18 protein-coding genes and 1 pseudogene are annotated in these 20,688 nt (G+C 71.0%); 13 read left to right on the top strand and 6 right to left on the bottom strand.

The window, feature by feature from the left end:
• Nucleotides 1-510: 510 nt before the first annotated feature.
• Both ABIA38_RS18860 and ABIA38_RS18855 read right to left on the bottom strand, forming a co-directional pair.
• Nucleotides 511-2,895 (bottom strand): glycoside hydrolase family 65 protein, encoded by a 2,385-nt coding sequence (locus ABIA38_RS18860; RefSeq protein ID WP_424639845.1) that lies wholly within the window; start codon nt 2,893-2,895, stop codon nt 511-513.
• Nucleotides 2,892-3,641, bottom strand: coding sequence for an HAD family hydrolase (locus ABIA38_RS18855; RefSeq protein WP_424639844.1), 750 nt, complete (start codon nt 3,639-3,641; stop codon nt 2,892-2,894). Before ABIA38_RS18855 ends, ABIA38_RS18860 begins: the two co-directional genes overlap by 4 nt.
• A gap of 546 nt (nt 3,642-4,187) precedes the next feature.
• On the opposite strand from ABIA38_RS18855, the gene surE reads away from it, so the two are divergent.
• Nucleotides 4,188-5,147: a 5'/3'-nucleotidase SurE gene (surE, locus tag ABIA38_RS18850; protein WP_424639843.1), complete on the top strand. Its 960-nt coding sequence runs from the start codon at nt 4,188-4,190 to the stop codon at nt 5,145-5,147.
• Nucleotides 5,148-5,312: 165 nt separating this feature from the next.
• Here surE and ABIA38_RS18845 read toward each other — a convergent pair whose 3' ends face one another.
• The gene (locus ABIA38_RS18845; protein ID WP_424639842.1) at nt 5,313-6,044 is read right to left on the bottom strand and encodes an acyltransferase; all 732 of its coding nucleotides are present in this window, start codon (nt 6,042-6,044) and stop codon (nt 5,313-5,315) included.
• A gap of 243 nt (nt 6,045-6,287) precedes the next feature.
• Here ABIA38_RS18845 and ABIA38_RS18840 point away from each other — a divergent pair, with 243 nt between their 5' ends.
• Nucleotides 6,288-7,094: a YidB family protein gene (locus ABIA38_RS18840; RefSeq protein WP_424639841.1), complete on the top strand. Its 807-nt coding sequence runs from the start codon at nt 6,288-6,290 to the stop codon at nt 7,092-7,094.
• On the opposite strand, the gene ABIA38_RS18835 is transcribed toward ABIA38_RS18840, so the two are convergent.
• Nucleotides 7,060-8,373: a cytochrome P450 gene (locus ABIA38_RS18835; protein WP_424639840.1), complete on the bottom strand. Its 1,314-nt coding sequence runs from the start codon at nt 8,371-8,373 to the stop codon at nt 7,060-7,062. The genes ABIA38_RS18840 and ABIA38_RS18835 overlap by 35 nt on opposite strands.
• 329 nt (nt 8,374-8,702) lie before the next feature.
• On the opposite strand from ABIA38_RS18835, the gene ABIA38_RS18830 reads away from it, so the two are divergent.
• From ABIA38_RS18830 to ABIA38_RS18780, 11 genes and pseudogenes are all read left to right on the top strand, one after another.
• A complete protein-coding gene (locus tag ABIA38_RS18830; RefSeq protein WP_424639839.1) occupies nt 8,703-9,209 on the top strand; it encodes a MarR family winged helix-turn-helix transcriptional regulator in 507 nt (168 codons plus the stop codon).
• A 322-nt stretch (nt 9,210-9,531) separates the two neighbouring features.
• Nucleotides 9,532-11,100, top strand: a complete 1,569-nt coding sequence (locus ABIA38_RS18825) for a putative PEP-binding protein (RefSeq protein WP_424639838.1) — start codon at nt 9,532-9,534, stop codon at nt 11,098-11,100.
• A gap of 101 nt (nt 11,101-11,201) precedes the next feature.
• Nucleotides 11,202-11,780: a pyridoxamine 5'-phosphate oxidase family protein gene (locus ABIA38_RS18820; RefSeq protein WP_424639837.1), complete on the top strand. Its 579-nt coding sequence runs from the start codon at nt 11,202-11,204 to the stop codon at nt 11,778-11,780.
• A gap of 300 nt (nt 11,781-12,080) precedes the next feature.
• Complete coding sequence (locus ABIA38_RS18815) at nt 12,081-13,268, top strand: thiolase family protein (RefSeq protein ID WP_424639836.1); 1,188 nt, start codon at nt 12,081-12,083, stop codon at nt 13,266-13,268.
• 16 nt (nt 13,269-13,284) lie between these two features.
• Nucleotides 13,285-14,022 (top strand): protocatechuate 3,4-dioxygenase subunit beta, encoded by a 738-nt coding sequence (gene pcaH / locus ABIA38_RS18810; RefSeq protein ID WP_424639835.1) that lies wholly within the window; start codon nt 13,285-13,287, stop codon nt 14,020-14,022.
• A complete protein-coding gene (gene pcaG / locus ABIA38_RS18805) occupies nt 14,019-14,603 on the top strand; it encodes a protocatechuate 3,4-dioxygenase subunit alpha (protein ID WP_424639834.1) in 585 nt (194 codons plus the stop codon). Before pcaH ends, pcaG begins: the two co-directional genes overlap by 4 nt.
• Before the next feature lie 64 nt (nt 14,604-14,667).
• Nucleotides 14,668-16,014 carry a 3-carboxy-cis,cis-muconate cycloisomerase gene (pcaB, locus tag ABIA38_RS18800; RefSeq protein ID WP_424639833.1) on the top strand — a complete coding sequence of 449 codons (1,347 nt, stop codon included), beginning with the start codon at nt 14,668-14,670 and terminating at the stop codon, nt 16,012-16,014.
• The gene (pcaD, locus tag ABIA38_RS18795; protein ID WP_424639832.1) at nt 16,011-16,796 is read left to right on the top strand and encodes a 3-oxoadipate enol-lactonase; all 786 of its coding nucleotides are present in this window, start codon (nt 16,011-16,013) and stop codon (nt 16,794-16,796) included. The genes pcaB and pcaD overlap by 4 nt, the downstream gene beginning before the upstream one ends.
• 79 nt (nt 16,797-16,875) lie before the next feature.
• Nucleotides 16,876-17,256, top strand: coding sequence for a 4-carboxymuconolactone decarboxylase (gene pcaC, locus ABIA38_RS18790; RefSeq protein WP_424639831.1), 381 nt, complete (start codon nt 16,876-16,878; stop codon nt 17,254-17,256).
• Between the two features lie 916 nt (nt 17,257-18,172).
• Nucleotides 18,173-18,445 (top strand): annotated as a pseudogene (locus ABIA38_RS18785) (helix-turn-helix domain-containing protein); the annotation flags it as partial.
• Nucleotides 18,446-18,484: 39 nt separating this feature from the next.
• Nucleotides 18,485-19,096, top strand: a complete 612-nt coding sequence (locus ABIA38_RS18780; protein WP_424640059.1) for an IclR family transcriptional regulator — start codon at nt 18,485-18,487, stop codon at nt 19,094-19,096.
• A 68-nt stretch (nt 19,097-19,164) separates the two neighbouring features.
• Here the strand turns inward: ABIA38_RS18780 and ABIA38_RS18775 are convergent, their stop codons facing one another.
• A complete protein-coding gene (locus tag ABIA38_RS18775) occupies nt 19,165-19,791 on the bottom strand; it encodes a hypothetical protein (RefSeq protein ID WP_424639830.1) in 627 nt (208 codons plus the stop codon).
• A gap of 123 nt (nt 19,792-19,914) precedes the next feature.
• Nucleotides 19,915-20,529, bottom strand: coding sequence for a hypothetical protein (locus ABIA38_RS18770; protein ID WP_424639829.1), 615 nt, complete (start codon nt 20,527-20,529; stop codon nt 19,915-19,917).
• Between the last annotated feature and the right edge of the window lie 159 nt (nt 20,530-20,688).

Here is a 20,688-nt window from a genome sequence, read left to right as displayed (position 1 = left end):
TTTACGTGGACGTGAAGGCCAGTGCACTTGCGCTTGCGCTTTGGGCGGGTTTTTTTGGCCTCAAGCGCCGGCCGGGCTGGGGGTGGCCTCAAGCGCCGGCCGGGCTGGGGGTGGCCTCAAGCGCCGGCCGGGCTGGGGGTGGCCTCAAGCGCTGGCCGGGCTGGAGGTGGCTCCAAGCGCTGGCCGGGTTGGGTGGCCTCAAGCGCCAGCCGGGCTGGAGGTGGTCTCAAGTGCCGGCCGGGCTGGGTGGCTTCAAACGCCGGCCGGGCTGGGGGTGCCCCCATACGTTGGCCGGGTTGGGTGGCTTCAGACGCCGGCCGGGCTGTGGGTGGTCTCAAGTGCCGGCCGGGCTGGGGTGGCCCCATGCGCCGGCCGGGCTGAGTGGTCTCAAGCGCCGGCCGGGCTGGAGGTGGCCTCAAGCGCCGGCCGGGCTGGGTGGCTCCAAACGCCCGTCGGGCTGGGGGTGGCCTCGAACGCTCGCCGGGCTGGGGTTTGGGGGCCCGGGGGGGGTCAGCTTGGGCTGGGGCCTGTGGGGTGGGTGTCGGGGGTGCCTTGGCGGTGGACTGGGGAGCGGCCCGTTGGTTGGGTGGGTGGGGTGTCTCTTGGGAGTTGGGGGATTTTTAGGGTTATCGGTTTCCCCGGGGTCAGGGTGTGGCTTTCGTCGTGGTGGAGGATGGGGAGTTCGTCGCCTTCGCGCAGTGTGTAGGTGGTTTGGGTGTGGGTCGTTTCCACGCGTAGGCGGGCGCCTCGGACGGACAGTGAGAAGGCGAGGCCGGTCAGGCCGATCGGGAGACGCGGTTTGAAGGACATGCATTCGCCGTGGTCGCGTAGGCCGCCGAAGCCTGCGACCAGGGCCAGGCACGTGCCGGCCAGGGAGGCCATGTGCAGGCCGTCCTTGGTGTTCTTGGCCAGGTCGTGCAGGTCCATCAGGGCGGCTTCGGCGGTGTAGTCCAGGGCGAGTTCGAGATGGCCGACCTCGGCGGCCAGGACTGCCTGGGTGCAGGCGGAGAGTGAGGAGTCGCGGACGGTCAGCGCCTCGTAGTAGTCGAAGTTGCGGCGTTTTTGCTCGTCGGTGAAGGCGTCTCCGCGGACCTGCATGGCAAGGACCAGGTCGGCCTGTTTGACGACTTGCTTTCGGTAGATGTCGAAGTACGGGTAGTGGAGCATCAGGGGGTAGTGGTCGGGCGGGGTGTTTTCGAAGTCCCAGACTTTGTGCTTGGTGAAGCCGTCTGCTTGTGGGTGGACGCCGAGTTCCTCGTCGTAGGGGATGTACATCGCGTTTGCCGCGTCGCGCCAGCTGGCGGTTTCCTCGGTGTTCACCTCGAGCGCGCGTGCCTCGTGTGGATGGCGCACCACCGCGTCGGCGGCGGCCAACAGATTGGTCTGGGCCATCAGGTTGGTGAACACGTTGTTGTCGGCGAGCGCGCTGTACTCGTCCGGACCGGTCACCCCGTTGATCCGGAACTGCCCGGCCGCGTCGTGGTGTCCGAGCGAGCGCCACATCCGGGCGGTCTCGACCAGGATTTCCAGGCCGAAGTCGCGTTCGAAGTCGCGGTCCCCGGTGGCCCGGACGTAGCGCGCGACGGCCACCGCGATGTCCGCGCCGATGTGGAACGCGGCGGTGCCCGCCGGCCAGTAGCCCGAGCACTCCTCGCCGCGGATCGTCCGCCACGGGAACAGCGCGCCGGCCAACCCCAGTTGCGCGGCCCGCTCGCGGGCCAGGGGCAGTGTCGAGTGCCGCCAGCGCAGCGCCTGGGCGACCGCGTGCGGCAGCCCGTACGTGAGCACCGGCAGGACGAACACCTCGGTGTCCCAGAAGCAGTGGCCGTCGTAGCCGGGCCCGGTCAGGCCCTTTGCCGGGATGGCCCGCTCCTCGGCCCGGGCGCCTGCTTGTAGTACGTGGAACATCGCGAATCGGACCGCTTGTTGGAGTTCGACGTCGCCTTCCACTTCGATGTCGGAGTTGTCCCAGAACTGTTTGAGGTAGCCGCGTTGTTCGTCGACCAGGCCGTGCCAGCCGGTGTAGCGCGCGGCGGTGAGCGCTGCGGCGACCTGATCGCGCAGCGCGGGCAGTGAGCGGGTGGAGGACCAGCCGTACGCGATGTATTTGACGATGCGCAGCTTCTGCCCACGATCGAGCACCGTGGTGACGCTGAATCGGGCCAGGTCGGCGGCGCTTTCGGTCTCCACGTACATGCTCTCGGGGCCGTCGATCTCGTGGTCCATGCCGACCGCGACGCGCAGGCCGCTGTGTTCGGTGCGGTGGACCAGGATCGCCTTCGAGGCGTTGTGGGTGTGCTCCTCGGCGCGCAGCGGCGCCTCCAGGACGGCGGCGGCGCGTGGATCGGCGTTGGGGAGCGGGAGTTCCTCGTTGGTGACCAGTTCGGACTGGAGCACGATGCGGGCCGGGCCGTCTATCGGCTCGATCTCGTATTCGATCGCGGCGATCGAGCGTTGGGTGAGCGAGACGAGGCGTTTGGAGGTGACCCGTACGGTGCGGCCGGCCGGGGAGGTCCAGAGCGCGCGGCGGTGCAGGACGCCCTCGCGGAAGTCGATCGAGCGTTCGTGGTCCTGGGTTTGGCCGTAGCGCAGGTCGAACGGTTCGTCGTCGACCAGGAGTCGGATGATCTTGCCGTTGGTGACGTTGATGACGCTCTGCCCGGACTCGGGATAGCCGTAGCCGGCCTCGGCGTAGGGCAGTGGGCGTAGTTCGAAGACGCCGTTGAGGTAGGTGCCGGGCAGGCCGTGCGGCTCGCCCTCGTCCAGGTTGGCGCGCAGGCCGATGTGGCCGTTGGAGAGCGCGAACACCGACTCGGACTGGGGCAGATGGTCGAGATCGAGGGCCTGTTCGGTGATGCCCCACGGCTCGACCGTGTACGGGTGTCCGGTGCTCATGCCGTGCCTTCCGCCGGGGTGTCCAGGAGTTCGTCCAGGTCCGATACCACCACGTCGGCGCCGTGCTTGCGCAACTCCTCGGCCTGGCCGACCCGATCCACGCCGATCACCCAGCCGAACTCGCCCGCCCGGCCGGCCGCGACGCCGGCCAGCGCGTCCTCGAACACGGCCGCGTGCGCGGGCGCGACGCCGAGCGCCCGGGCGCCGGCCAGGAAGGTGTCCGGGGCCGGTTTGCCGGCGAGCTTGTCCCGCTTGGCCACCACGCCGTCCACGATCGTGTCGAAGAGGTCGTGGATGCCCGCGGCGCGCAGCACGTCCTCGCAGTTGGCGCTGGAGGACACCACGGCGCAGGGCAGTTTCGCGGCGCGCGCCGCGTGCACGTAGCGCACCGAGCCGGGATACGTCTCGACGCCCTGCTCTCGGATCAGTTGCAACACCAGGTCGTTCTTGGCGTTGCTCAGCCCGTGCACCGTCGGCGTCCCGGGCGCGTCGTCGTCCTCGCCCTCGGGCAACTCGATGCCGCGCGAGGCCAGGAAGGAGCGGGTGCCGTCGAGTCGAGGCCGGCCGTCGACGAAGGTGTCGTAGTCGCGTCTGGGGTCGAACGGCGTGAAGCCGGCGCCGTCGCGGTCGCGCAGGAAGCGGTCGAACATCTCCTTCCAGGCGACGCCGTGGACCTTGGCGGTCTGGGTCAACACCCCGTCGAGGTCGAAGAGAAGCGCATGGATCGTGTTCGGAAGCCCCAACATGGCGGGTTTACTGCCCCGGATGCGCGGTGCTTATCCGTGCGGTGATCTTTTCGGATGACACCTGGAACAGGATGGCGTGTCACGTGTGGTGCTTGATGACGTTTTGACCGAAATGATGTTGAATTCCAGAGGTGGCGCGCGTGGGGCGGCTACCGGGTCGGCGTCGGTGGCCGTTTCGGCAGGGCCATCGGCGCCACGAGTTCGGCTGGGGCCTCCCTCGCGGGACGACCCCGATCACCCGGTGCGGCGAAGGAACATGCGGCCGGACGAATCGCCCGGCATTGCCCATTGCAATGTCCGACCGATGACCCTATTTTCGCTATCCGCCGGCCGACACGTGTCGAATCGCAGGGTGCATTCCGTCCGATTCACCCCTCCGTACACGTAGTGCGATCCGCATTTCACCCGCCATCGGCGTCGGGTCGACAACGGATTCCGCCCGGCCGGTTCCGGTTCTGGTTCCGGTTGTGGTTTCGCTTTCGTGCATGGGGCTTGCGGGCTTCGGCCTCTTCCCGTGCGCAGACCTTCTTGCCTACGGAGGACGAGATGGCCGAGTTCGGTAGAAAACTGCCCGCCCTCGCGGCGGGTGTCACCGCCGCCGCCCTACTCGCGGCGAGCGCGCCCGTCGCGATGGCGAGCGACGACGCCCGGGGCGCCCGCGACGCCCGGACGCCGCGCAGGCTGAGCATTTTGCTCAGCAACGACGACGGGCAGCAGGGCCCGTTCATCCGCGCCCTGCAGAAGGCGCTCAAGGCGGCCGGGCACGACGCGGTGATCGTGGCGCCCGCGACGGATCAGTCCGGCAAGGGCACCGGGATCAACGCGACGCCCGGTTCGATCGTCAAGGCGGCCGAGGTCGAGCCCGGCATCTGGTCGGTGGACGGCACCCCCGCCGACTCGGTCTCCTTCGCGCTGGCCAACGTCTTCCGGGGCAAGCGGCCGGACCTGGTGGTCACCGGGGTCAACCCCGGGCAGAACGTCGGCGCGACCACCAACCACTCGGGCACGGTCGGTGCGTCGATCACGGCCGCCGAGAAGGGCATCCCGGCGGTCGCGTTCAGCGCCGCGTACAACACTGCCGATCCGCGTAATCCGTTCCCGCAGATGGCGCAGGTGATGACGTTCGCGACCCGACTGGTGGACCGGCTTGCGGTCACCGCCAGGGCCGGTGGCCCGGTGCTGCCCGCGCACACCTCGCTGAACGTGAACTACCCGGCCAAGCCGACCGGTCGGGTCGAGATGACCAACGTGGGCGAGGCCGACCCGCTCGAGGTGAGCTACGTCAAAGACCCGTCCTGCGACACCTGTTACAAGCTGAACCTGGGACTGGCGCCGGATACGAACGAGCCGGTGCGCAACGCGGACACCACCGCGATCGACAACGGATCGGTGTCGATCTCGATGTTGGACGCGGACTGGACGGTGCCGGGGTGGCAGCGCGGTCAGCAGGTGCGGGTATTGGACGCGGTCGGCGTGCAGTTGCGGCTGTCCGGGCTGAAGGCGTGACGGCGCGACGGGTGTGCCGGTGTGCCGGCACGACGGTGTGAAGGCTTGGCGGTGTGAAAGCTTGGCAGTGTGAAGGCTTGACGTCGAGGCGTTGAGCCGCCGGGCGGGCGGGGCGGTTCCGGGGTCGCTCCGCCCGTGGCCTCGGTTTCACGTGGAACTCCCGGGCTACTGGCCGCCGGAGGCCTCGTACTCGGTGAGCAGGGCCACCAGTTCGTCGTGGGTGATGCCGGCGGGGAGCGGCGTGGGGGTGTACCGCAGTGGCGGGTCCCAGCCGGATTCGGTGCGGCGTCGGACCACCTTGGCCGGTACGCCCGCGACCACGCTGTGGTCGGGGACGGTGCCTCGGACCACCGAGCCGGCCGCGACCACCACGTTTCGCCCGAGTTTGGCGCCCGGCAGGATGATCGCGCCCGCGCCGATCCAGCTGCCCGGGCCGATTTCCACGGTGTCGTTGATCGGCCACTGGGTGCCGATCGGTCGATCCGGGTCGGCGTAGCTGTGGTTCTGGTCGGTGATGTAGATGTACGGCCCGGTCCACACGTCGTCCGCGATGGTGATCGAGTGGTGGCCGACGATGTGGCTGCCGCGCCCGATCGTGCACCGGTCGCCGATGGTGACCACCGCCGCCGTGCCCAGGTCGTGCCCGGGGGCCAGGCCGGCGGACAGCGTGACGTGTTCGCCGATGAGGCAGCCCGCGCCGACCATGATCCACTGCTCGCCGAATACCGAACCGACCGGGAAGGCCAGCTTGCTGCCCGCACCCAGACGTCGGAAGCGGTACGGACCGGGCTGCTCGGGGGTGATCGCGCCGACGCGTTGCAGCGCCCGCCAGCCTCGGTGCGCGGCGCGGGACAGGGCCCCCCGGGCGTGCCCGCGCAGGGCTTGGGACAGCGACATGGGTGCACGTTACCGACGTGGGCGCGGCGGTCGGCGGACCGTGGGACGAAGGTCACGCCGGGGCTTTCCGGGTCTTCGGGGGTGGGTGGGGGTTGGCTTTGCGCGACCTCACTCGTTGACCCGGGCGTCGCCCGATGGGCGTACCGCCGTCGTGCCCACCGCGAAGAACTGTCCTATTTACCCCACTATGAGAGCCGGATATGGCGAGAGTCGGATATGGCGATCTGCGCAGGGAGTGGACGGATGAGCGGCGGAACAAGCCTTCCCGGTGGACTCGGCGGACTTCTCGGCGGGTTGCTCGGCGGGCGGGGTGGTGGTGGCGATCAGGGGCTCGTTCGGGTGCTGCTCGGGCTGCTGACCGGGCCGGGCGGGGTGAGCGGGGCCGGCGGCCTCGGCACGTTGCTGCAGCGGCTGCGGGCGGGTGGGCTGGAGGAGCAGGCGAGGTCGTGGGTGGACGTCGGGCGCAATCAGCCGGTGAGCGGCAAGGAACTCACCGACGCGCTCGGCGAGGACGAGATGGTACGGCTGGCCGGGCAGGCCGGGATGACTAAGGAGGAGACGGCCGCCGCGCTGGCCGCGACGCTCCCGGGGGTGGTGGACGCGGTGACGCCGGACGGGGAGTTGCCGGCAGTAGGGGACATCGGCGAGTTGATCGATCCGGGCACGGGCGCGGGGGCAGGGGTAGGGGCGGGGGTTGCGGGAGCCGAGGCGCCTGTGGCCCCGGACGAGCGGGTGGCGGGGGAGGGTGCGACCGAGGCCGGGACGTCGGTGTCCGGTGCGCCGGTGGAGGACGCGCCGAACGAGCCCACCGCCGAGTCGAAGGCCGCGCCAGGGGCCGAGCCCGCATCCGAGGTGGAGCATGTGGCCGCACCGGAGGGCGGATCCGGGGTGGAGCCTGTGCCCGAGGTGGAGCCGAAAACCGGGTCCGAGTCCGAGTCCGAGTCTGGGCCCGAGTCCGGGCCCGAGTCCGGGTCCGAACCCGGGCCCGGGTCCTCGGCTCCGCCTGCGTCCGGGCTCAAGTCCTCCGGGGGGTCCGAGAAGTCGGGGTGAATTCGCAGGTCATGTGTTTGATGCCGTTGATGAAGCTGGAGCGCAGGCGCTCCGGTTCGCCGACCACCCGGATGTCCGGTAGGCGGTGTAGCAACTCGCGGTACAGCAGAGTGATTTCGCGTCGGGCCAGGTGTGCGCCGAGGCAGAAGTGTGGGCCGCGTGCGCCGAAGCCGACGTGCGGGTTCGGGTCGCGGGTGAGGTCGAACCGGCTCGGGTCGGCGAATACCGTCTCGTCGCGGTTGGCCGACCAGTAGAACAGCAGCAGTTTGTCGCCGTCGCGCACCGGTTTGCCGTTCAGCTCGGTGTCCCGGGTCGCGGTTCGCCGCATCCAGACGACGGGTGAGGCGACGCGGACGATCTCCTCGACGGCGGTCGGCGCGTACCGCTCGAAGTCCGAGCACCACAACCGGTGTTGGTCCGGATTCTCGGTCAGCAGGCGGATGCCGTGCGAGATCGCGTTGCGCGTGGTCTCGTTGCCGGCGGCGAGCAACAGGATGAAGAACGAGGCGAGTTCGTCGCTGCTCAGGCTCTCCCCGTCGATCTCCGCGTTGACCAGCGCCGAGGTGACATCGTCGGTCGGCGTGCCGCGCCGGAACTCGGCCAGGTCGCCCATCAGTTGGGCGAGTTCGGTGCCGGCCGTGAACAGCGCCTCGAGGTGGCCGCCGGCGGTCTGCGGGACGTACTCGGGGTCCGCGATGCCCAGGATCACGTTCGAGCGGTCGAAGACGAAGCCGTGGTCCTTGGCCGGGATGCCCATCATGTCGCAGATGACCGTCAGCGGCAGCCGGGCCGCGATGTCGGTGACGAAGTCGCAGGAGCCGCGTTCGGCGACGTCGTCGACGATCTCGCCGGCGGTCCGGTCCACGTCGTCGGCGAACTTCTTGATCATCCTGGGGGTGAAGGTGCGGGCGACGATCCGGCGCAGCCGCTGGTGGCGAGGGTCGTCCATCTCGATCATGGAGCCGAAGAACTCGCCGAACTCCGGTGGGAAGTCGGGAATATGGGTCGCACCGCGCCCCGAGCAGAAGTCCTCCGGCCGCCGGGTCGCCTCCGCGACGTCGGCGTGCGTGGTCAGCGCCCAGAAGCCGGGGCCGGCCGGGAGCGGCGTTTCCGGTTCGGGGTAGTACGGCATCGGCCACTCGGCGCGCAACCGGGCGAAGCCGGCCTCGCGCTGCGCCAGTGGGCCCGACCAGAAGTCGAGGTCGGCGAGGGGTATGTCGGTGGGCCAGGTCCTGGGGTTGGGGTCCGTCGTGCTCGGGCCGGGCTGCTCGGCCGTCATCCGGTCACTCCGATCGCGCGTTGTTACTCGCGGGTTCGGTATCAGTGCAACACACCCGGGTGTGCCGGGCCAGGGTCTGCGGCGGCGTTCCGTGGCGGCCGGGAATGCGGACAGGCGAGCCCCCCGGGGTGGTCGATGGGCGCGTCGGCGGCGGCTGTGCGCGGCGTCGACGGTGCCGCTCGCGCAGCCCGGCATCGGCCTCTACACGTGTCAATGCTGGACTCCATCAATTACCTTCTGCGGGCCCTGGAGCGCACCTAGACTGTGGAACGCCCGACTCCGCCATACGAAACCGTATGGCGTTGCTCCCCTTCTGGAGGACACGTCCAGTGCCCCCGTCAGCCGAGCCGCCTTCCCCGCCGGAACGACACGAGTCGCGGCACCACGTCCAGACCACCCTCGAACGGCTGATCCGGCTCCAGCAGAGCCGGCGCGTGCACGGCGAACTGACCACCGCCTCGCGGGCGCAGGTCTCGCAGCCCGCCGTGGTGCTGCTGACTCGCTTGCAGGCGGGCGGCGGCGGGCTGGCGATCGGCGATCTGGCCAAGCTGGCCCGGATGGACATGTCGCTGGTCAGCCGGGAGCTGCGCAAGCTGGAGGCGGACGAGCTGGTCACCCGGACCACGGACACGCGCGACGGGCGGATCACCCGGGTCGGCCTGACCCCCAAGGGCCGAGGTGTGGTGCGGCGGTTGCGCCGGGTGCGCGACCGGCACTTCGAGGAGGCACTGTCCGGCTGGACGGACGACGACCTCGCGCAACTCGGCGCGCTGATGGGCCGGTTCGTCGACGATCTCTCGGCGGTGCGCTATCGAGAGGCCGACGACCCGGCCTGACCCGAGGCGGGGCGCGCCCCCACTTCCCCTTCCGTACGCTTCACCGTCTCCGTCCGTCTCCGTCCGTCTCCGTCCGTTTCCGACGGTCTTCGTTGCGGGTGGCTCGGCTGGACACGGATTGTGCGTCCAGCAGACTGTGTCGCGGGACCGGGTGGTTGCCCGGTGTTCGGCCGAACTCGCGCGCCTACGAATGCGCGTGCCGAGGTGCGGGCGAGTCGGGCGAAGTGGGCGACGTGGGCGGTTTGGGTCAAGTGAAAAGAGGACGCACCGTGGGAGAGCTGCACTGGGCCGGCCACGACCGCATCCGGCTCGGGTGAGCGCGGTGTTGCGCGGTACGGGCGTCGCGCCGGGTTCCGCGGTCGGCCGGCTCGTGGTGGCCCGGGTCGGTGAACCGCGCGGGGTGCCGGCCACGCCGCCGCCGGCCGGGATCCCCGAGGCGTTGGACACGGTGGCCCGGCATATGGACGACCTGGCCGGGGCGTTGCGGACCCGGGGGCGGGCGGCGGAGGCGGACGTCGTCGAGTTCGCCGCGCTGATCGCCCGGGACCGGGAACTGCGCGACGGCGCGGCCCGCCGACTCGCGGCCGGGCTCGCGCCGATCGACGCGCTGGCCGCTGCGGTGCACGAATTCGCCGAGCTGGTGGCCGGGTTCGACGACGAGCTGCTCGCCGAGCGCGCGGTGGACGTACGCGACGTGGGCCGGCAGGCCGAGACGCTGTTGCGCGGCGAGGATCCGACGGGGGGTCGATTGCCGGGCGGGGCGCCGGCGGTGCTGGTCGGCACGGAGTTGGCCGCGCTGGATCTGCTGCGTGGGGTGCGGCCGGCGGCGGCGGTGTCCGAGCGGGGTGGACCGACCGGGCATCTGGCCATCGTGGCCCGCTCGTTGGGGATTCCGCTGGTGCTCGGCATCCCGGTAGCGGCGCTGGCCGAGCTGGCCGAGGAGCTGATCCTGGTGGACGGCGAGGCGGGCACGGTCGAGGTCAACGCGGGTGCCCGGGTGCGGACCATCCCGGCGTCTCGGCGGGTGCCCGGCGGCGGGGCGGGGCAGGCGATCACCCGGGACGGACGCCGGATCCGGGTCCGGGCCAATGTCGCGACCGTGACGGACGCCCTCGCGGCGGGCGCGGAGGGTTCCGAGGGGGTCGGCCTGCTGCGTACCGAACTGCCTTTCCTGGCCGAGGAGTTCGGCTGGCCGGACGAGGAGCGGCAGGTGGCCGCGTTGGCGCCGGTGTTGGCCGCGGTGCCGCCGGGGCCGGTGGTGGTCCGCACCTTCGACTTCACCGGCGACAAACGTCCGCCGTTCCTGCGGGACCGGCGCATCACGCTGCCCGGACCGGACGCGCTGCTCGCGCAGTTGCGCGCCGTCATGCGGGCGGCGAGCGATACGGGGGTCGAGGTGGCGCTGCTGTTGCCGATGGTCGACCATCCCCGGCGGATCAAGCATGTCCGTGTGTTGTTGGCCGAGGCGTGTGCCGGGTTGGGGCTGGCACCGCCGCCGCTGGGCGCGATGGTCGAACTGCCCCAGGTGTTGGACCAGGTGGACGACCTGGCCGAGCACGCCGACTTCCTGTCGCTGGGCACCAACGACCTGACCTCGCGGCTGCTCGGGTTGCGCCGGGACGATCCGCGGCTGACGCCGGCGTCGGCGGCCGATCCACGTGTGCTCGACGCGATCGCGCGGACGATCCGGGCGGGGCACGCGCATGGGCGGGCGGTGTCGTTGTGCGGGGACGCGGCGGCGGATCCGGCGGTGTTGCCGCACCTGGTCCGGCTCGGTTGTGATGCGGTGTCGGTGGCGCCCTCGGCGCTGGCGCTTGTGCGGGCGGTGGTTCGGGGTTGTTTTGCCCACCCGCCCACCCGTCACCTCGGGTGCGATGGCTGGGGTTTTTGAGGCTTCGGGGCGGCCTGATGTGGCCCGGAGGCGGTGTCCGGGGGGCGAGATTCTTCGGGTATTTGGTGGGCTTGATTGATTTCGGCTTTGATAATGGCGATATGGGGAAGACGTATGCGCACATAGACGACCGTCTGCGTAAGTTCATCGAGGCCCAGCCGGTCTTCTTCGTCGCGAGCGCGCCGCTCGCCGAAGACGGCCATGTCAACGTGTCGCCCAAGGGGCGCGCCGGCACGCTCACCATCCTGGACGAACACACCGTGGCCTACCTGGACTTCGGCGGCAGCCACGCCGAGACCATCGCGCACCTGCGGGAGAACGGCCGGATCACGCTGATGTGGTGCGCGTTCGAGGGCCCGCCGAAAATCGTCCGGGTACACGGCGTCGGCGAGGCGGTCTTCCGCGACGACCCACGCTTCACCGACCTGGTTGCGCGCTTCGGCGACGCGGACGCGGACGGGCTGCGCGCGGTCGTGGTGGTTCGGGCCAAGTTGATCAGCGACACGTGCGGCTACGCGGTGCCGTTCATGGACTACCGCGAAGAGCGCACGCTGCACGAGGAGTTCATGTCGCGCAAGACGGACGAGGAGTTCGTCGAGTACACGAGCAACAAGCCGTACAACGTGGCCAGCATCGACGGCTTGCCGGCGGTACCGCTGCCGCTGCCACTGCGTGGGTAGTCGGTAGCGGTAGCGGTAACGGCAGCCGTAGCTGCATGTGGCCGGCCGGGCGTGGTTGGTTCAGCCGGGGAAGTGGATGTACATCCGGCCCCGGGTCGCGTTGAGCTTCGGGTCGGAGAGTGTGGAGCTGGCCTGCGCGTGCGTGGTGAGTCGTCGGCCGTGCCGAGACGTTTTGGCTCGCCGGCGCTTTCGCTTCCGGTCTCGTTTCCGCTGAGTGGAATGCCGGCGAGGGGCGGGCGGCCTGGAGGCGGCACCGTGTGGGAGGGACATCGCCGCCGGTGCGCAGGGGAGAGAGGCTGTATGAACGGGCTCGAGGACGTCTACCTCGTGGATGCCGTACGCACGCCGATCGGTCGCTACGGCGGCGCGCTGGCCGGGACACGGCCCGACGACCTGGCCGCGACCGTGCTGCGCGCCCTGCTCGACCGTGCGCCCGAGTTGGATCCGGCGCGGATCGACGACGTGGTGTTCGGCGCGGCCAACGGAGCCGGTGAGGACAACCGGGACGTGGCGCGGATGGCCGTACTGCTCGCCGGGCTGCCCACCTCGGTGCCCGGCGTGACGGTGAATCGGCTGTGCGGATCGGGCCTGGAGGCGGTGATCCAGGCCGCCCGCGCGGTCGCGGTCGGCGACGCGTCGATCGTGGTCGCCGGCGGCGTCGAGTCGATGTCGCGCGCGCCGTGGGTGCTGGCCAAGCCGGGCAACGGCTATCCCGCCGGCCACGAGACGCTGCACTCGACCACGCTCGGCTGGCGGCTGGTCAACCCGAGGATGCCCGCCGAGTGGACGGTCGGCCTGGGCGAGGCGACCGAACAACTGGCCGCGCGGCACGGGGTGACCCGCGAGGCCCAGGACGCCTACGCCGCTGCCTCGCATGCCAAGGCGGACGCGGCCTGGACCGCCGGTGCGTTCGCCGCCGAGGTGGTCCCGGTTCCCGGCGTCGAACTGCCCCGGGACGAGTCGATCCGACCCGGCAGCACGCCCGAGGTATTGGCCGGTCTGAAACCCTCGTTCCGTCCGGACGGCACGATCACCGCCGGTACCGCCTCGCCGCTCAACGACGGCGCCGCCGCCGTCCTGGTGGCCGACGCGGCGGGCCTGCGCGCACTCGGCCGGGAGCCGCTCGCCCGGATCACCGCGAGCGGGGTGCACGGCGTCGACCCGCGCTACTTCGGCATCGGCCCGGTCGAGGCGGCCCGCCGGGCGCTGGCCAAGGCCGGTCGCGGCTTCGCCGACCTGGACATGGTCGAGCTCAACGAGGCGTTCGCCGCGCAGTCGCTCGCCTGCCTCGGCGAATGGCCGGAGCTGGACCCGGCCGTGGTCAACCCGCTCGGCGGCGCACTTGCCCTCGGCCACCCGCTCGGTGCCTCCGGCGCCCGGATCCTGGGCACGCTCGCCCACCAACTGCACCGCCGCGGCGCCGGGTTCGGGCTGGCCGCGCTGTGCATCGGCGTCGGGCAGGGCCTCGCCGTCACGCTGGAGAAGTGAAGTGAGGGAACCTTTGATGAGCACCGGCCAAGCGCATGTCGCCGGCCCACCGGATCGATCCGTGCCCGGCGAACCACCGCGCCGGTTGCCCGAGTTCGCGTTCGCCGCCTACAAGAGCACCGAACTGCGCAGCCCCGCCCAGCCGTTGGTGATCCCGCCGAGTGGCGACACCGAGCTGACCGGGCCGGTCTTCGGCCCCGCCGACGTACATCCCGCGGATTTCGACCTGACCCGGCAGCATGTCGGCGAACCGCTCGGCGAGCGGATCGTGGTCACCGGGCGGGTGCTCGACGAGTCCGGCCGGCCGCTGGCCGGTCAGCTCGTCGAGGTGTGGCAGGCCAACGCGGCGGGCCGCTACCGGCATTCGGGCGATCGGCATCCGGCCCCGCTGGACCCGAACTTCACCGGCGCCGGTCGTTGCCTGACCGACGCCGACGGGCACTATCGGTTCGTCACGATCAAGCCCGGCGCGTACCCGTGGCGCAACCACCACAACGCGTGGCGGCCCGCGCACATCCACTTCTCGCTGTTCGGCACGGCCTTCACGCAGCGTCTGGTGACCCAGATGTACTTCCCCGGCGATCCGCTGTTCGTCCACGACCCGATCTTCAACTCGGTTCGGGACGAGCGGGCCCGACGGCGGTTGATCGCCGGGTTCGACCTGGACACCACCGAGAGCGAGTGGGCGCTGGGCTATCGGTGGGACATCGTGCTCGGCGGCGCGAGCGCGACCCCGAGGGAGGACCACCGGTGAACACGTGGCCGAGCGACGCGGAGAGCGGTACGCCGAACCGGGACGGTGGACTGACGCCGGCGCAGACCGTCGGGCCGTTCTTCGGCTACGCGTTGCCGTTCGTGGGGGGACCGGAGTTGGTGCCGCCGTACGTACCGGGGGCGATTCGGGTGCACGGGACGGTGTACGACGGGGCCGGTGTGCCGGTTCCGGATGCCGTACTGGAGATCTGGCAGGCCGATCCGGCGGGCCGACTTCCGCAGGCGCCCGGCTCGTTCGCGCGGGACGGGGCGACCTTCACCGGGTGGGGGCGGGCGGCGGTGGACCGGCTGGGCCGGTACACGTTCAGCACCCTGCGACCCGGTGCGGCCGGCGGCGACGCCAATCCGTATCTGGCCATGTCGGTCTTCGCGCGCGGCATGTTGCGTCGGGCGGTGACCCGGGTGTACTTCCCCGAGGACGACCGACGCGCGGACCCGCTCTTCTCGGTGGTTCCGGCGACCCGGCATGAGACGCTGATCGCGGTGCGGGAGGAATCGGGGTCCTACCGCTTCGACGTGCGTATCCAGGGCGAGCGGGAGACGGTTTTCCTTGCTGTTTGACGCTGACGCTGACGCTGACGTTGGTGCTGCCGGCGGTGGCGATGCCGGTGGCGATGCCGGTTTTATGGACGCCGGGCTGCTTGAGCCGGTTCGGGCCGGGACCGCCGTCGAGGCGGCCACGAGCGACGCGGCGCAGTTGCGGGCGCTGCTCGAGGTGGAGGCCGCGCTGGCCCGGGCCCAGGCCCGGATCGGGCTGATCCCGCCCGCCTCCGCCGCCGCGATCGACGCGGTGGTCGCCCGGGGCCGCTTCGAGGCGGTCGACCTGGCTCGGCGGGCCCGCGAGGCGGGCAATCCGGTGGTGCCGCTGGTGCGCGAGTTGACCTCGGCCGTGCGCGCGCTCGATCCGGCCGCCGCCGAGCATGTGCACCTGGGCGCGACCAGCCAGGACATCGTGGACAGCGCCGCGATGCTGGTGGCCGCCCGGGCCCTGGACGTCACGCTGCCCGACCTGGCTCGGACCGCCGCCGCGCTGGCCCGGTTGGCCGAGCGGCATCGGTACACCGTGCAGGCCGGTCGTACGCTCACGCAGCACGCGGTGCCCACGACGTTCGGGCTGGTGGCCGCCGGGTGGTGTGTGCTGGTCGGCGACGCGTACGCGCGGACCCGTGCGGTTCGGGACGCGTTGCCCGCGCAGCTCGGTGGTGCGGCGGGCACGCTGGCCTCGTTCGGCGCGTCCGGGATCGCGCTGCTCGGGCCGTTCGCGGCCGAACTCGGGCTGGCCGAGCCGGTGTTGCCGTGGCATACGCTGCGTACGCCGATTCTGGACCTGGCCGGCGCGCTGGCCCAGGTGACCGGGGCGCTGGGGAAGTTCGCGGGGGATGTCGCGCTGCTCGGGCAGACCGAGGTGGGCGAGGTGGCCGAGCCGGCGGGCGCGGGCGCGGGGCGTGGTGGATCGTCGGCGATGCCGCACAAACGTAATCCGGTGTTGTCGGTGCTGATCGTGTCGGCCGCGCGGCAACTGCCCGGGTACGGGTCGATCCTGGCCGCGTCGATGGCAGGTGCCGAGTATCAGCGGCCGGCCGGGGCGTGGCACGCCGAGTGGCAACCGTTGCGCGCGGCGCTGCGGCTGGCCGGTGGCGCGGCCGAGACGGCGGCCGAACTGGCCGAAGGGCTGGTGGTCTTCCCGGACCGGATGCGGGCCAATCTGGAGCTGACCCACGGGCGCATCGTGTCCGAGCGGTTGGCCGCGGAGTTGGCCGTCGGGGTGGGTCGCGACGAGGCGCGGCGGATGCTCGGCGAGGCATCGGGGACCTCGGCGCGGACCGGCCGGCACCTTCGTGATCTGCTGGGGCGGTTGGACGAGGCGGTCTTCGACCCGGCGGCCTACCTCGGCTCGGCCCCGGCGCTGCTCGACCGGGCGCTCGCGCACCACCGCACCGTGTTCCACGCGCACGAAGAGAAGGATCAATGACGATCGCCACGCTCAACCACCGCTTCGACGGTCCCGCCGACGCTCCGGTGCTGATACTGGGCCCCTCGCTCGGCACCGAACTGGGGATGTGGGACGCGCAGATTCCGGAGTTGTCCCGGGAGTATCGGGTGCTGCGCTACGACCTGCGCGGGCACGGGAGGTCGCACCCGGTGCCGGGGACCGCTTCGGTCGGCGATCTGGTGGGTGACGTTCTCACGCTGGCCGACTCGTATGGCATCAAGCGGTTCGCCTATGGCGGTGTCTCGCTGGGCGGTGCGGTGGGTCTGTGGATAGGGGCGCATCACCCCGAGCGGTTGACCGCGCTGATCGCGTGTTGTTCGTCGGCGTGTTTCGGCGCGCCGGAGGCATGGCGGGAGCGGGCCGCGACGGTGCGGGCCGAGGGGATGCGGCAGCTGGCGGATGTGGTGATTCGACGGTGGTTCACGCCGGAGTATGTGGAGCGGGAGCCGGCTGCGGTGCAGCGGGTCCTGGACATGTTGTACGCGTGTCCGCCGGAGGGCTATGCGGGTTGCTGCGACGCGCTCGCGGGCTATGACCTGCGGGGCGAGTTGGGCCGGATCACCGCGCCCACGTTGGTGATCGGCGCTTCGCGGGACCCGTCCACGCCGATGCCGCACGCCCGGGAACTGGCTGCCGGGATCGCGGGTGCGACGTTGGTCGAGGTGGAGGATGCGGCGCACCTGGCGAACATCGAGCAGGCCGAGGTGGTTACGGCGGCGATGACGGCGCATCTGGCGAGGGTGGCGGGGGTGGCGCGGTGAGTCACGCGGAGGGGCACGTGGAGGGTCGCGTGGGGGTTACGCGGAGGGGCGTGTGGAGGGGCATGTGGAGGGGCGCGCGGTGAGTCACCCGGAGGCGTACGCGGAGGGGATGCGGGTCCGGCGCGAGGTGTTGGGTGACGCGCACGTGGACCGGGCGGTCGCGGGGACGAGCGAATTGACCGCCGACTATCAGGATCTGATCACGCGTTATGCGTGGGGGGAGATCTGGACTCGGCCGGGACTCGATCGGCGTACGCGGAGCTGCATCACGCTCACGGCGTTGGTGGCGCGCAACCACATGGACGAGTTGGCGATGCATCTTCGCGCGGCGCGCACGAATGGGTTGAGCTGGGACGAGATCAAGGAGGTGCTGTTGCAGGCGGCGATCTATTGCGGGGTGCCGGCGGCGAACAGCGCGTTCGGGGTGGCGGAGCGGGTGCGGGGGGAGCTGGGGGAGTAGGCCGGCCTGCGGTTGGGTGGGCGGGCTTGCCGGGCCTGCGGCCGGCTTGTCCTCAAACGCCGGACGGGCTGGAATTTGGGCTGGGTTGGCGGGTTGGGTTGCGGTGTTGTGTGCCGGGCCTGCGGCTGGCTTGTCCTCAGGCGCCGGACGGGCTGGTTTTTGCGGTGACTCGGCGGGTTGGGCTGTGGTCTTGTGTGCCGGGCCTGCGGCGGGCTTGTCCTCAAGCGCCGGACGGGCTGGATTTGGGCTGAGTTGGCGGGTTGGGTTGCGGTCTTGTGTGCCGGGCCTGCGGCGGGCTTGTCCTCAGGCGCCGGACGGGCTGGATTTGGGCTGAGTTGGCGGGTTGGGTTGCGGTGTTGTGTGCCGGGCCTTCGGCCGGCTTGTCCTCAAGCGCCGGACGGGCTGGTTTTTGCGGTGACTCGGCGGGTTGGGCTGTGGTCTTGTGTGCCGGGCCTGCAGCCGGCTCGTCCTCAAGCGCCGGACGGGCTGGATTTGGGCTGAGTTGGCGGGTTGCAGTGCGGTGTGCCGGGCCTGCGGCTGGCTTGTCGGCAAGCGCCGGACGGGCTGGATTTTGGGCTGAGTTGGCGGGTTGGGTTGCGGTGTTGTGTGCCGGGCCTTCGGCCGGCTCGTCCTCAAGCGCCGGACGGGCTGGAATTGCGGTGACTCGGCCGGGTGGGCTGCGGTGCGGTGCGTCGGGTCTGGGGTGGGCTTGTCCTCGGGCGCCGGACGGGCTGGGTTCTTGTGCCGGTTCCGTGGGTGGCTGCGGTTGGTGGGTTGGGTGTTGGTGGGCTCGGTGGTCTGGGCTGTGGTGCTGTGTGCCGGGCCTGCGGTGGGCTTGGCCTCAAGCGGCGGACGGGCTGGGTTTTTGGGCTGAGTCGGTGGGTTGAGCTGCGGCCGGCTTGGCTTCCGGTGTCGGATGGGCTGGATTGTTGGTTTGGCTGATCGGGATTGTGGTCGGCTGGGTGTTGGGTGGTTTGTGGGGTTGGGGTTTGGTTGGGTTGGGGGATTGGGGGTTGGTGAGTTTGGAGGTGTGTTGATGGCGCCCGTGTCGGTTGCCGGCAAGGTGATGGCCATTCTTGGGGCGTTTGCGGCCGGGGATGGGCGGTTGACGCTTACCGAGGTTTGTCGGCGGGCCGATCTGGCGTTGGCTACCGGGCATCGGCTCGTGGGGGAGTTGGTGGGCGGTGGGTTTTTGGAGCGGCTCGATGATGGGTCGTATCGGGTTGGGATGAAGCTCTGGCACATCGGCGCGCAGGCGCATGCCGCGACCGATCTGCGGGATTTGGCGCTGCCGCACATGGAAGATTTGTACGAGGCTACGCATGAGAATGTGCAGCTTGCGGTGTTGCGGGACGGCAAGGCGCTGTATCTGGAGCGGCTGCGCGGGACCCGGTCGATGCCGATCGTCACTCGGGTGGGTACCAAGTTGCCGTTGCATGCGACGGGGGTCGGGAAGGTGCTGCTCGCCTATGCGCCCCGGCAGTTGCGGGAGCGGGTGTTGGGCGGGCCGCTCGCGGCGCATACCGGGCGCACCATCACCGACCCGGGCCGGCTGCGGGAGTGTTTGGCGGAGGTACGGAGAAGTGGTGTGGCCACCACGTCCGGGGAGATGACCGTCGGCGCGCATTCGGTGGCGGCGCCGATTCGGGATCGGCATGACACGGTGGTGGCCGCGTTGTCCCTGGTGACCGGGCGGCGGACGGCCGATCTGCGGCGGTTGGTGCCGAGTGTGACGACGGCGGCTCGGGCCTTGTCGCGGGATGTGGCACTGCACTGGTCGGGCAGCGGGGACATCGGTGGGGACGAGGGCGCGGGCGGGGACTGTCACCCACGTGGGTGATGGTCCCCTACGTGGGTGACAGTCCCGCCCAGGCCCCCGCCCCCGGGCTCCCTCCGCGCGTGCGGCGGTCAGAGCTTCAGCATGGCCTGGACGAACGCCCGGTACTTGTGCAGCGCGAGCCGCAGTTGCTCGGTGTCGTCCCCGGCCGCGCGCCGGATCTGGTCCAGTTCGGCGCGCCGGACCTGGATCGCGTCCACGGCCGACTTGGCGATCTGCGCGGCCACTTCGTCGGCGTCGGACACCGCGTCCGAGGGGCCGTCCACGAAGGCCACCAGGGTTTCCCGGAAGCGGGCCTGCAACTCGTCGCCGGTGTCCCGGTCGAGCAGGGGTTCGGCGTGCACGGCGGTGCGGCGCGTCGATTTGCGGGCGGTGGCCGTGCGGGGCGCGGGAGTTCGGCTCGCGGGCGGGCCCGAGGGGGCGGGTGGCGCGCTCTTCCCGACGACCCGGACCGGCAGTACCGACGTGCCATAGGGCTCCACGTCGTCGTGCGGTCGGTGCGGTTCCGGCGGGAGCGCGACCGGGGTCGGCGGTGGTTCGGTGGGCGCCGGCGGTATCCCGTCGGAACCCGGGCCGGGACTGTCGGTCACGCGCGCCTGCCGGGTGGCGCGGTTTCGGTCGCCGCGTTCGACGACGGGCGCGTCGTCGCGGCCGGGACCGGTGGCGCTCGGCCCGGTCGGCGGATTCTGCTTGCGCATCGGTGTGGGTCCTCTCGTCCGGTACGACTGGGCGATGGCGCCGTTCCTGCGGGGGCCGTGGCGGTGTGCGCGGCGGTACGACCGTCCTTGGTGGTGGTGCGCGGTGGTGCGGGTGTACGCCGGTCAGTTGTGGTTCGGCTCGGTCGTGTCGACCGGGATCGGCGGTGCGTCGGTGGGCATTGCGCGCGGGCGGTGGTACGGCCGGCCGAGTAGGTCGGTGAACAGGGCTCGGTGGTGGATCATGGCCAGGCGCAGGTCCTCGGTTTCGGCGTGGCCGGCCTCGCTGCGGCGGGCGATCTCGTGTGCCGTGCGGTAGTGCTCCAGCGTGTGGCCGTGCTCGACGGACAGCAGTTCCATGCGCTTGTCGTGCGCGCCGGTGGGGTAACCGCGTTCGTGCATCAGCCGGGTGATCAGCTCGTCGGCCGCCTGGACCGCGTCGTCCGGAGCGTCGACGAACCGCTCCTGGACCTCGGTCCACTCGGCGGCGTACGCGTCGCACGCGGCCGGGTCCAGCGGCTTGACGTCCAGCTCACGATGCCGGCGCTCGCGGTCGGTCAGGTCGCGCTCGGCCACCCGGCGGTCGCCGTACTGTTCGATGGCCCGGTCGTACTCGGGGCCGAAGCGGGTTTGCAGGTGCCTGCGGCGCAGTACGAGGCGACCCGCGAGGCCGGCCGCGGCGGCGAGGGCGAGGACGATCACCACGATCAGGATGACGGTCGTGGTCGTGGTCGTGTTCACGGGGACTCCCGGATGGTGGGTCTCGATCTCGGGTGGTGCCTTTCGGTGGAACCGCGGATCTACTCCGTATTTCCGGCTATCTCGGAGCTTTCCGTGTGTGCTCGACATCTCATGCCTTGCCGGACCCGGGCGGGCCAAACTCCGCCCGCCGTACCGGGT

This window comes from Embleya sp. AB8 (assembly GCF_049739465.1).
Lineage (GTDB): Bacteria > Actinomycetota > Actinomycetes > Streptomycetales > Streptomycetaceae > Embleya.
This window is presented reverse-complemented; position numbering and strand designations above follow the sequence as displayed.

Excerpts from the sequence above, each read along its gene's own strand:
- surE (WP_424639843.1), top strand. The coding sequence starts at position 4,188 with ATGGCCGAGTTCGGTAGAAAACTGCCCGCCCTCGCGGCGGGTGTCACC.
- ABIA38_RS18860 (WP_424639845.1), bottom strand. The coding sequence starts at position 2,895 with ATGAGCACCGGACACCCGTACACGGTCGAGCCGTGGGGCATCACCGAA.
- ABIA38_RS18855 (WP_424639844.1), bottom strand. The coding sequence starts at position 3,641 with ATGTTGGGGCTTCCGAACACGATCCATGCGCTTCTCTTCGACCTCGAC.
- ABIA38_RS18820 (WP_424639837.1), top strand. The coding sequence starts at position 11,202 with ATGGGGAAGACGTATGCGCACATAGACGACCGTCTGCGTAAGTTCATC.
- ABIA38_RS18815 (WP_424639836.1), top strand. The coding sequence starts at position 12,081 with ATGAACGGGCTCGAGGACGTCTACCTCGTGGATGCCGTACGCACGCCG.
- ABIA38_RS18845 (WP_424639842.1), bottom strand. The coding sequence starts at position 6,044 with ATGTCGCTGTCCCAAGCCCTGCGCGGGCACGCCCGGGGGGCCCTGTCC.
- pcaD (WP_424639832.1), top strand. The coding sequence starts at position 16,011 with ATGACGATCGCCACGCTCAACCACCGCTTCGACGGTCCCGCCGACGCT.
- pcaH (WP_424639835.1), top strand. The coding sequence starts at position 13,285 with ATGAGCACCGGCCAAGCGCATGTCGCCGGCCCACCGGATCGATCCGTG.
- ABIA38_RS18780 (WP_424640059.1), top strand. The coding sequence starts at position 18,485 with ATGAAGCTCTGGCACATCGGCGCGCAGGCGCATGCCGCGACCGATCTG.
- pcaB (WP_424639833.1), top strand. The coding sequence starts at position 14,668 with ATGGACGCCGGGCTGCTTGAGCCGGTTCGGGCCGGGACCGCCGTCGAG.
- ABIA38_RS18775 (WP_424639830.1), bottom strand. The coding sequence starts at position 19,791 with ATGCGCAAGCAGAATCCGCCGACCGGGCCGAGCGCCACCGGTCCCGGC.
- ABIA38_RS18840 (WP_424639841.1), top strand. The coding sequence starts at position 6,288 with ATGAGCGGCGGAACAAGCCTTCCCGGTGGACTCGGCGGACTTCTCGGC.
- ABIA38_RS18835 (WP_424639840.1), bottom strand. The coding sequence starts at position 8,373 with ATGACGGCCGAGCAGCCCGGCCCGAGCACGACGGACCCCAACCCCAGG.